9 protein-coding genes and 1 pseudogene are annotated in these 8,060 nt (G+C 70.1%); 8 read left to right on the forward strand and 2 right to left on the reverse strand.

Annotated elements, in window-relative coordinates; translation table 11 throughout:
- The 8 genes from infC to ABZ260_RS41430 all read left to right on the forward strand — a co-directional run.
- On the forward strand, positions 1–518 hold a 518-nt coding region (infC, locus tag ABZ260_RS41395; protein WP_355628675.1), incomplete at its 5' end, for a translation initiation factor IF-3.
- A 130-nt stretch (positions 519–648) separates the two neighbouring features.
- The gene (gene rpmI, locus ABZ260_RS41400) at positions 649–843 is read left to right on the forward strand and encodes a 50S ribosomal protein L35 (protein ID WP_030920046.1); all 195 of its coding nucleotides are present in this window, start codon (positions 649–651) and stop codon (positions 841–843) included.
- Between the two features lie 24 nt (positions 844–867).
- Entirely contained in the window at positions 868–1,251 is a 384-nt protein-coding gene (rplT, locus tag ABZ260_RS41405) for a 50S ribosomal protein L20 (protein WP_012892552.1), read from the forward strand.
- Positions 1,252–1,323: 72 nt separating this feature from the next.
- The gene (locus tag ABZ260_RS41410; protein WP_355628678.1) at positions 1,324–2,139 is read left to right on the forward strand and encodes an RNA methyltransferase; all 816 of its coding nucleotides are present in this window, start codon (positions 1,324–1,326) and stop codon (positions 2,137–2,139) included.
- 77 nt (positions 2,140–2,216) lie between these two features.
- A complete protein-coding gene (locus ABZ260_RS41415; protein ID WP_350927323.1) occupies positions 2,217–3,299 on the forward strand; it encodes an ATP-binding protein in 1,083 nt (360 codons plus the stop codon).
- A 121-nt stretch (positions 3,300–3,420) separates the two neighbouring features.
- Complete coding sequence (gene pheS, locus ABZ260_RS41420) at positions 3,421–4,470, forward strand: phenylalanine--tRNA ligase subunit alpha (RefSeq protein WP_355628689.1); 1,050 nt, start codon at positions 3,421–3,423, stop codon at positions 4,468–4,470.
- The gene (gene pheT, locus ABZ260_RS41425) at positions 4,470–6,998 is read left to right on the forward strand and encodes a phenylalanine--tRNA ligase subunit beta (RefSeq protein ID WP_355628682.1); all 2,529 of its coding nucleotides are present in this window, start codon (positions 4,470–4,472) and stop codon (positions 6,996–6,998) included. The genes pheS and pheT overlap by 1 nt, the downstream gene beginning before the upstream one ends.
- Positions 6,999–7,201: 203 nt before the next feature.
- Positions 7,202–7,447, forward strand: a complete 246-nt coding sequence (locus ABZ260_RS41430) for a hypothetical protein (RefSeq protein WP_355553688.1) — start codon at positions 7,202–7,204, stop codon at positions 7,445–7,447.
- A gap of 50 nt (positions 7,448–7,497) precedes the next feature.
- On the opposite strand, the gene ABZ260_RS41435 is transcribed toward ABZ260_RS41430, so the two are convergent.
- Positions 7,498–7,857 (reverse strand): Uma2 family endonuclease, encoded by a 360-nt coding sequence (locus tag ABZ260_RS41435; protein ID WP_355628685.1) that lies wholly within the window; start codon positions 7,855–7,857, stop codon positions 7,498–7,500.
- Positions 7,854–8,060: pseudogene (locus ABZ260_RS41440) on the reverse strand (hypothetical protein); the annotation flags it as partial. The pseudogene ABZ260_RS41440 and the gene ABZ260_RS41435, both read right to left, overlap by 4 nt.

Here is an 8,060-nt window from a genome sequence, read left to right on the forward strand (position 1 = left end):
TCGAGGTCGCGGCAACGGCTCGCCCGCCAGTGTGCAAGCTCATGGACTACGGCAAGTTCAAGTACGAGTCCGCGATGAAGGCACGCGAGGCGCGCCGTAACCAGGCGTACACCATCATCAAGGAGATCAAGCTCCGGCCGAAGATCGACCCGCACGACTACGAGACCAAGAAGGGTCACGTGGTGCGGTTCCTCAAGGCCGGCGACAAGGTCAAGGTCACCATCATGTTCCGTGGTCGGGAGCAGTCCCGGCCCGAGCTGGGCTTCCGGCTCCTGCAGCGACTGGCGGAGGACGTGACGGAGCTCGGCTTCGTCGAGTCCCAGCCCAAGCAGGACGGCCGAAACATGATCATGGTGATTGGCCCGCACAAGAAGAAGGCTGAGGCCAAGGCCGAGAAGGCGGCGGCCAAGGCGCGGCATGACGAGAACCCCTCGGGGGACAGGTCGCCGGCCGCCGACGAGACGCACGTCAACGACGAGGTGTCCGTCAACGGAGCGGTGGCGGCCCCGCAGGAGTAACTCGCATAGCCTGGATCGTCAGGTAGTCGCGATATCACGTCGAGACCGGGTCCGGTCTCGTAGTCAGGCATGCCCTTGACTTGGGTTACCGGCCCGGGACATCGGCACGATCGAGGGAGAGACGGCTGAGATGCCGAAGATGAAGACGCACAGCGGTGCGAAGAAGCGGTTCAGGCTCACGGGTTCCGGCAAGCTTGTGCGCCGCCGCGCCAACCGTGCGCACTACAACGAGCACAAGCCGTCCACCTTGACGCGTCGTCTCAAGCCCGAGGTCGTGCTCTCCGACGCCGACTCCAAGAAGATCAAGAAGCTGCTCGCTAAGTAACCGCCCCCGGGGAGATAGATACACATGGCACGCGTGAAGCGGGCGATCAACGCCAAGAAGAAGCGCAAGGTCGTTCTCGAGCGGGCGAAGGGCTATCGGGGTCAGCGTTCCAGGCTGTACCGCAAGGCCAAGGAGCAGATGCTCCACTCGATGACGTACGCCTACCGCGACCGCAAGGACCGCAAGGGCACCTTCCGCCGTCTCTGGATCCAGCGCATCAACGCCGCTGCCCGCCAGAACGGCATCACCTACAACAGGCTCATCCAGGGCCTGCGGCTCGCCTCCATCGAGGTCGACCGCAAGATCCTCGCTGACCTCGCGGTCAACGACGCCGCCACGTTCGCGACGCTGGTCGAGGCCGCCAAGAAGGCGCTCCCGGCCGACGTGAACGCGCCGGTCGCCGGCTGAGCGAGACACTGACGACCATGCGGTCCGCAGCGATGACGCTGCGGGCCGCATTCGCATTCTTGGGGGACGGGCATGGCCGGGTCTGAGCTGACCAATATCAAGTCACCGCGGGTCAAGGCCGCGCGGAGGCTGACCAAGCGGGCCTTCAGGGACCGCGACCGCTCCTTCCTGGCAGAGGGGCCACAGGCGGTCCGTGAGGCGCTGGCGCTGGACGGCGTCGTGGTGGAGCTGTTCGCCACCGCCGAGGCCGAGCTGCGCCACGCCGACGTCATCGCCGCCGCCACCGCCGCGGGGGTGCCCCTCTTCCGGGCCAGTGGCGAGGTCATGGCCGAGCTGGCCCAGACCGTCACCCCCCAGGGACTGCTGGCCGTGTGCCGCTTCGTGCACGTGCCCCTGAACGACTCCGTCACCTCCGACGCCAGGCTGGTGGCCGTGCTCGCCCACGTCCGCGACCCGGGCAACGCGGGCACGGTGCTGCGCACCGCCGACGCCGCGGGTGCCGACTCGGTGGTCTTCACCGACGCCTCGGTCGATCCCTACAACGGCAAGTGCGTGCGGGCCAGCGCGGGCAGCCTGTTCCATCTCCCGGTCACCACGGGTGTCCATGTGACCCGGGTCGTGGAGCACCTGAAGGGTTCCGGGCTGCGGGTGCTCGCCGCCGACGGCGCGGGCAAGCAGACCCTGGACGACATGGACCTGTCCGGCCCGACGGCCTGGATCTTCGGCAACGAGGCCTGGGGGCTTCCCGAGGAGATTTTGGGATTGGCCGACGAAGTCGTCCGGGTTCCGATCTACGGGCGGGCCGAGAGCCTGAACCTCGCGACCGCCGCCGCGGTCTGTCTGTACGCATCTGCCCGGTCTCAGCGCACCGGTCCCGGCGCCAGGTGACGCCCCCCGCCTCGAGGCTGCCGTACGACGCGGGAAACCCGCTATTGTCGGCCATGTAGCGTCGAGGAGGCGGGGTCGTGCACGGCGAACACACCGGCGAGCGGAGCACCGATCCCGCTTCTGTGATCGACGTCGACGAGCTTCCCGACGGCCTCGTGGTGACCGATGGAGACGGCCACGTGCTGACCGTCAACCGGGCCGCGGCCCGGTTGACCGGGGTCACCCGCGAGCAGGCCGCGGGGCGGCACCTGCGCGACGTGTTCTCCTTCCACGACCACGACGGGCGCGACTGGTGGAAGTGGCTCGACACCTACGGCGGGTTGCGCACCCGCACCCGCCAGCCCGAGCTGCCGCTGCGCACCCTCGGCGGCCAGGAGATGCTGGTGGCCGCCCGGCTGGTGCGAGAGCCCCTGCGGGGCGGCGAGGTGGTCCGGGTGGTCATCACGCTGCGTGACACCGGAGCCCGTGCCCGCCTGGAGCGCAGCCGCGCCGACCTGGTCTCCACGGTCGCCCACGAGCTGCGCTCCCCGCTGACCAGCGTCAAGGGGTTCACCGCGACCCTGCTGGCCAAGTGGACCCGTTTCACCGACGACCAGAAGCTGGTCATGCTGGAGACGGTCAACGCCGACGCCGACCGGGTGACCAGGCTGATCACCGAGCTGCTCGACGTCTCGCGTATCGAGTCGGGGCGGCTGGAGATCCATCGCCAGGTGGTCGACATCCCGGCCAGGATCTCCAAGGTCATCGCGGGGCGGGTGGCGGCGGGTGAGCCGGACGACCGCTTCCTGCTCCAGGTGCGCGGTGAGCTGCCCGAGACCTGGCTGGACCAGGACAAGATCGATCAGGTGCTTGCCAACCTGGTGGAAAACGCGGTGCGGCACGGGCGCGGTACGGTGACAATAGTCGTCGAACCGAGCGAATGGGGAGTGACCGTGTCCGTCCGTGACCAGGGAGAGGGCATCCCGCCCGAGCTGGTCACGCGCGTCTTCCGGCAGTTCTGGCGGGGCAACGCCCGCCGCCGCGGTGGCACCGGGCTCGGCCTGTTCATCGTCAAGGGGCTGATCGAGGCTCACGGTGGCACCATCTCCGTGCAGCGCGGACCCGAGGGCGGCGCCGAGTTTCGATTTATGGTGCCCACCGGCACCCCTGACTTCGCCTGAGCGTGAATGCCAGCCCGGTGGGCTTACCCGACTAGACTCGTGGCCGCTCAAGCCCTGGATTCGGAGCTCTCTCTTGTCAAACTACGACCCGGTCGAGGTGACCCCGCTGCACGCCGATGAGATGGCGCGCATGCAGGCCGACGCGATCGACGCCGTCAAGGCGGCGCGCGACCTCGAAGAACTCAAGCAGGTGCGCCTCGCGCACGCCGGTGACCGTTCACCGATCGCCCTGGCCAACCGCGAGATCGGCGCCCTGCCCCCGGCGGCCCGCGCCGAGGCGGGCAAGCGTATCGGCGGCGCCCGCAAAGCCGTCGCCGACGCTCTCGCCGAACGGCAGGCGCAGTTGGAGGCCGAGCGCGACGAGCGGGTCCTCGTCGAGGAGACCGTCGACGTCACGCTGCCCTCCGGCCGCGCCTCCCGGGGCGCCAGGCATCCGCTGACCACCCTCCAGGAGCGCATAGCCGACGCCTTCGTCGCGATGGGCTACGAGGTGGCGGAGGGCCCCGAGCTGGAGGGGGAGTGGTTCAACTTTGACGCGTTGAACATCTCCGCCGACCACCCGGCGCGCTCGGAGCACGACACCTTCTTCGTGGAGTCCGTCGACTCGGGCAAGGTGCTGCGCACCCAGACCTCTCCCGTCCAGATCCGGGCGCTGCTCAGCAGGGAGCTTCCGATCTACGTGATCTCGCCGGGCAAGGTGTTCCGCACCGACGAGCTTGACGCCACCCACACCCCGGTCTTCCACCAGGTCGAGGGGCTGGCGATCGACGAGGGCCTGACCATGGCCCATCTCAAGGGCACCCTCGACCGGTTCGCCGAGGTCATGTTCGGTGAGGGCATCACCACCCGGTTCCGGCCCAACTACTTCCCGTTCACCGAGCCCTCGGCCGAGATGGACCTGAAGTGCTTCGTCTGCCGCGGTGCCTCCGCGGTGCCGGGAAACCCGTCCTGCCGCACCTGTAAGTCGGAGGGCTGGATCGAGTGGGGCGGCTGCGGCATGGTCAACCCGCGAGTGCTCATCGCCTGCGGCGTCGACCCCGCCCGCTACAGCGGCTTCGCCTTCGGCATGGGCGTCGAACGCACCCTGATGTTCCGCCACAACGCCGAGGACATGCGCGACATGGTCGAGGGAGACGCCCGCTTCACGCTCCCCTTCGGAATGGAGGTCTGATGAAGGTCTCGCTTTCATGGCTGCGGGAGTACGTCGATCTCCCCGCCGTCACGGCGCACGAGATCGCCGAGAAGCTCACCGCGGCCGGGCTCAAGCTGGAGTCCGTCATCTCCTACGGCCACGACATCAAGAACGTCGTGGTGGGCGAGGTGCTCTCCATCGAGACCCTGGAGGGTTTCAAGAAGCCCATCCGCCACTGCCAGGTCGAGGTGGGGGAGGCCGCACCTCGCGAGATCGTCTGCGGTGCGACCAACTTCGAGGCCGGCGACCGTGTCCCGGTCGCGCTGCCCGGCGCCGTGCTGCCCGGCGGGTTCGAGATCGCCTCCCGCAAGACCTACGGACGCCTGTCGGACGGCATGATCTGCTCGGAGGCGGAGCTCGGGGTGGCCGAGTCCTCCCCGGGCATCCTCGTGCTGCCCGGGGAGACTCCGATCGGCGCCGATGTGGTCGAGCTGCTCGGCCTGCGCGACGACGTGATCGAGCTTGAGATCACCCCGGACATCGGCTACGCGCTCTCCATCCGGGGGGTGGCCCGTGAGGCCGCCGCAGCCTTCGACTCGGCGTTCATCGACCCGGCGGACGTCTCCCCGCCCGTCGCGTCAGGTCCCGCCTACCCGGCCTCGATCGCCGACCCGTCAGCCTGTGACCGCTTCGTGCTCCGCGAGATCCACGGGTTCGACCCGTCGGCGAGCAGCCCGCTGTGGATGCGCGCACGGCTCACCCGCGCCGGTATGCGCCCGGTCTCGCTGGCCGTCGACGTCACCAACTACGTCATGCTGGAGCTCGGCCAGCCGCTGCACGCCTTCGACGCCGCCAGGCTGACCGGTGAGATCGTGGTGCGCAGGGCCGAGCCCGGCGAGACGCTGGAGACACTCGACCACGTGGTCCGCAAGCTCCACCCGGACGACATCCTGATCACCGACGGGTCGGGCGTGATCTCGATGGCCGGCACCATGGGCGGCCTGCACACCGAGATCTCCGACGCCTCCACCGACATCGTGATCGAGGCCGCCCACTTCTCCGCCAGTGGCATCGCGCGCATGTCGCGCCGGCACAACCTGGTCAGCGAGGCATCCAAGCGCTTCGAGCGGGGCGTCGACCGGGAGCTTCCGCTGTACGCCTCCTGGCGTGCGGCTCAGCTTCTGGCCGAGCTGGGCGGCGGCACGATCCAGCCGGGCGTCACCCACGCCGAGGTGCAGGTCGAGCCGGTCCGTGTCGCCATCCCGAGCGGCTACCCCGGCAGGGTCGCGGGCACCGTCTACGACCGGGAGACGGTGATCCGCCGCCTGGAGCAGGTCGGCTGCGCGGTCGAGAGCTCCGCCACCGAGACCGGCGGCTCCGCCGCCGACGGGATCGCCGCGAAGCTCGCGGTCACCGGCGACGACATGCTGGTGGTCGTCCCACCCTCGTGGCGGCCTGACCTGACCGACCCGAACGACCTCGCCGAGGAGGTCATCCGGCTGGAGGGCTACGAGAACCTGCCCTCGATCCTGCCCGCCGCCCCCGCGGGTGCCGGTCTCACCGAGAGCCAGCGTCTGCGCCGCCGGGTCGGCCGCTCACTGGCCGCCGCCGGCTATGTCGAGATCCTCTCCTACCCGTTCAGCGGGGAGCGCGACTTCGACAACCTGCAACTGCCCGCCGACGACGCGCGCCGCCTGGCCGTACGGCTGGCCAATCCGCTCAGCGAGGATGAGCCGCTGATGCGGACCACCCTGCTGCCCGGCCTGCTCAAGACGCTGGTCCGCAACGTGGGCCGGGGTTTCGGCGATGTGGCGCTGTTCGAGACGGGCCTGGTCTACCGGCCCTCGCCGGACGCGCCCGCCGTCGCCCCCGTGCTGGGCGTCGACCGCATGCCGAGCCCGGAGGAGCTGGCCTCGATCGAGTCCGCGCTGCCGGCCCAGCCGCTGCGGGTCGGGGTCGTGCTGGCCGGGGAGTTCGGGCCGTCCGGCTGGTGGGGCAAGGGCAGGGGAGCCGACTGGGCGGACGCCGTCGAGGCGGCCCGGGTGGTGGCCGCCGAGGCCGGCGTCACCCTCGACGTCCGCGCGGACCGGCACGAGCCCTGGCACCCGGGTCGCTGCGCCGCGCTGTACGCCGGTGACGTGCTCGTCGGTCACGCCGGCGAGCTGCATCCGCGCGTGGTCGAGGCGTACGGCCTGCCCCCGCGCACCTGCGCGATGGAGCTGGAGCTGACCCGGCTGGAGCAGGCGCCGGTCGGCCGGCCGCAGGCGCCGGCGATCTCCGGTTACCCGGTCGCGAGCCAGGACGTCGCGCTCATCGTCGACGCGGCGATCCCGGTGGCCCCGGTGGAGGCGGCGCTGCGCGAGGGCGCGGGCGAGCTGCTGGAGTCGATCCGGCTGTTCGACGTCTACGCCGGTGCCCAGGTGGGGGAGGGCAGGAAGTCTCTCGCCTACTCCCTGCGCTTCCGGGCGGCCGACAGGACGCTCACGGTGGAGGAGACCACCGCGGCCCGTGACGCGGCCGTGGCCCTGGCCGCCGAGCGCACCGGGGCACGGTTGCGCGGCGTCTGACCGGCGACTGAGGGGCTCGGGACACATCCCGAGCCCCTTTCATCGCTCCGGGCCGGGATTCCCGCCGGTCCGGAACCTTCATTCCGCCCCGTGGCCCGGCCACGGGCGGATCTTCCCTCGGGAGGGACGATGAGGTATCCGCCGGTCGATCCGGGTGGCCTGCTCGTTCGGCGTGGCGGAGAGGCTTCCCCAGGGAGGGGACGATGAGGCATCTGCTGGTGTTCGCCGAGCGTGACGCCGCCGAGGAGGTCGCCGAGATCGTGGCCGAGGAGTTTCCGATGATCGGCGTGCCTGCCGTGGTCAGGGAGACCCTCGCGGGTGAGGACGACGCCGAGGACGCCCAGTGGCTCGTGGTGGTCGAGGACCCCGCCGAGACCCTCACGCCGGAGGGCCTGGCCCGCCTGGACACCCTGCTCGAGGATTGCGACGGCTGGCGCGAGACCGGGTGATGGTCGGCCGGGTGCCGCGTCACGAGGGGCGTGGGCTCCGACCGGAGGACTCAGAGTTTGTCGATCTCGGTCAGGTCGATGTCGATGTCGAAGGGGGCCGAGATCTTGAGCCGGTCGTGGTGGATGCCGGTGAGAACGTAGGACCGGGCGACTGGGGCGAGTTCGTAGACGTAGACCGCCGGCCTTCCCGACTGGTTCTCGACCAGCCAGAAGTGCGCGATGCCCGCCTCGGCGTACAGCGTCGGTTTGCGGTCGCGGTCGCGCCGCTCGGAGTCCGGCGAGATGACCTCCACGGCCAGTACGACGTCCTCCGCCCGGTAGTAGGTCTGTTCCGGGCTGTGCTCGGCGGAGGCGCGAATGACGCTCACATCGGGCTCGGGCCGCTGCTGCCTGCCCAGCATGACGCTCATCTCCCGGCGTGCTCGAGGCCTTGCCGGGTGGTGATGTTGAAACTGCCGGTGCTGCGGACCGCGACGCGGCCGAGGTGGACCCCGGCCTTCTTGCCGCTCGCTACGACGACGCGGACCAGATCGCCGGTGGCGAACCCCTTGACCCGCTTGGTCCGGGGCAGCCGCAGCCGGGGAAAGCCGTAGCGGTCGGTGCGGGTGAGGGA

Origin of the sequence: Streptosporangium sp. NPDC006013 (assembly GCF_040614275.1) — a bacterium.
Taxonomy (GTDB): domain Bacteria; phylum Actinomycetota; class Actinomycetes; order Streptosporangiales; family Streptosporangiaceae; genus Streptosporangium.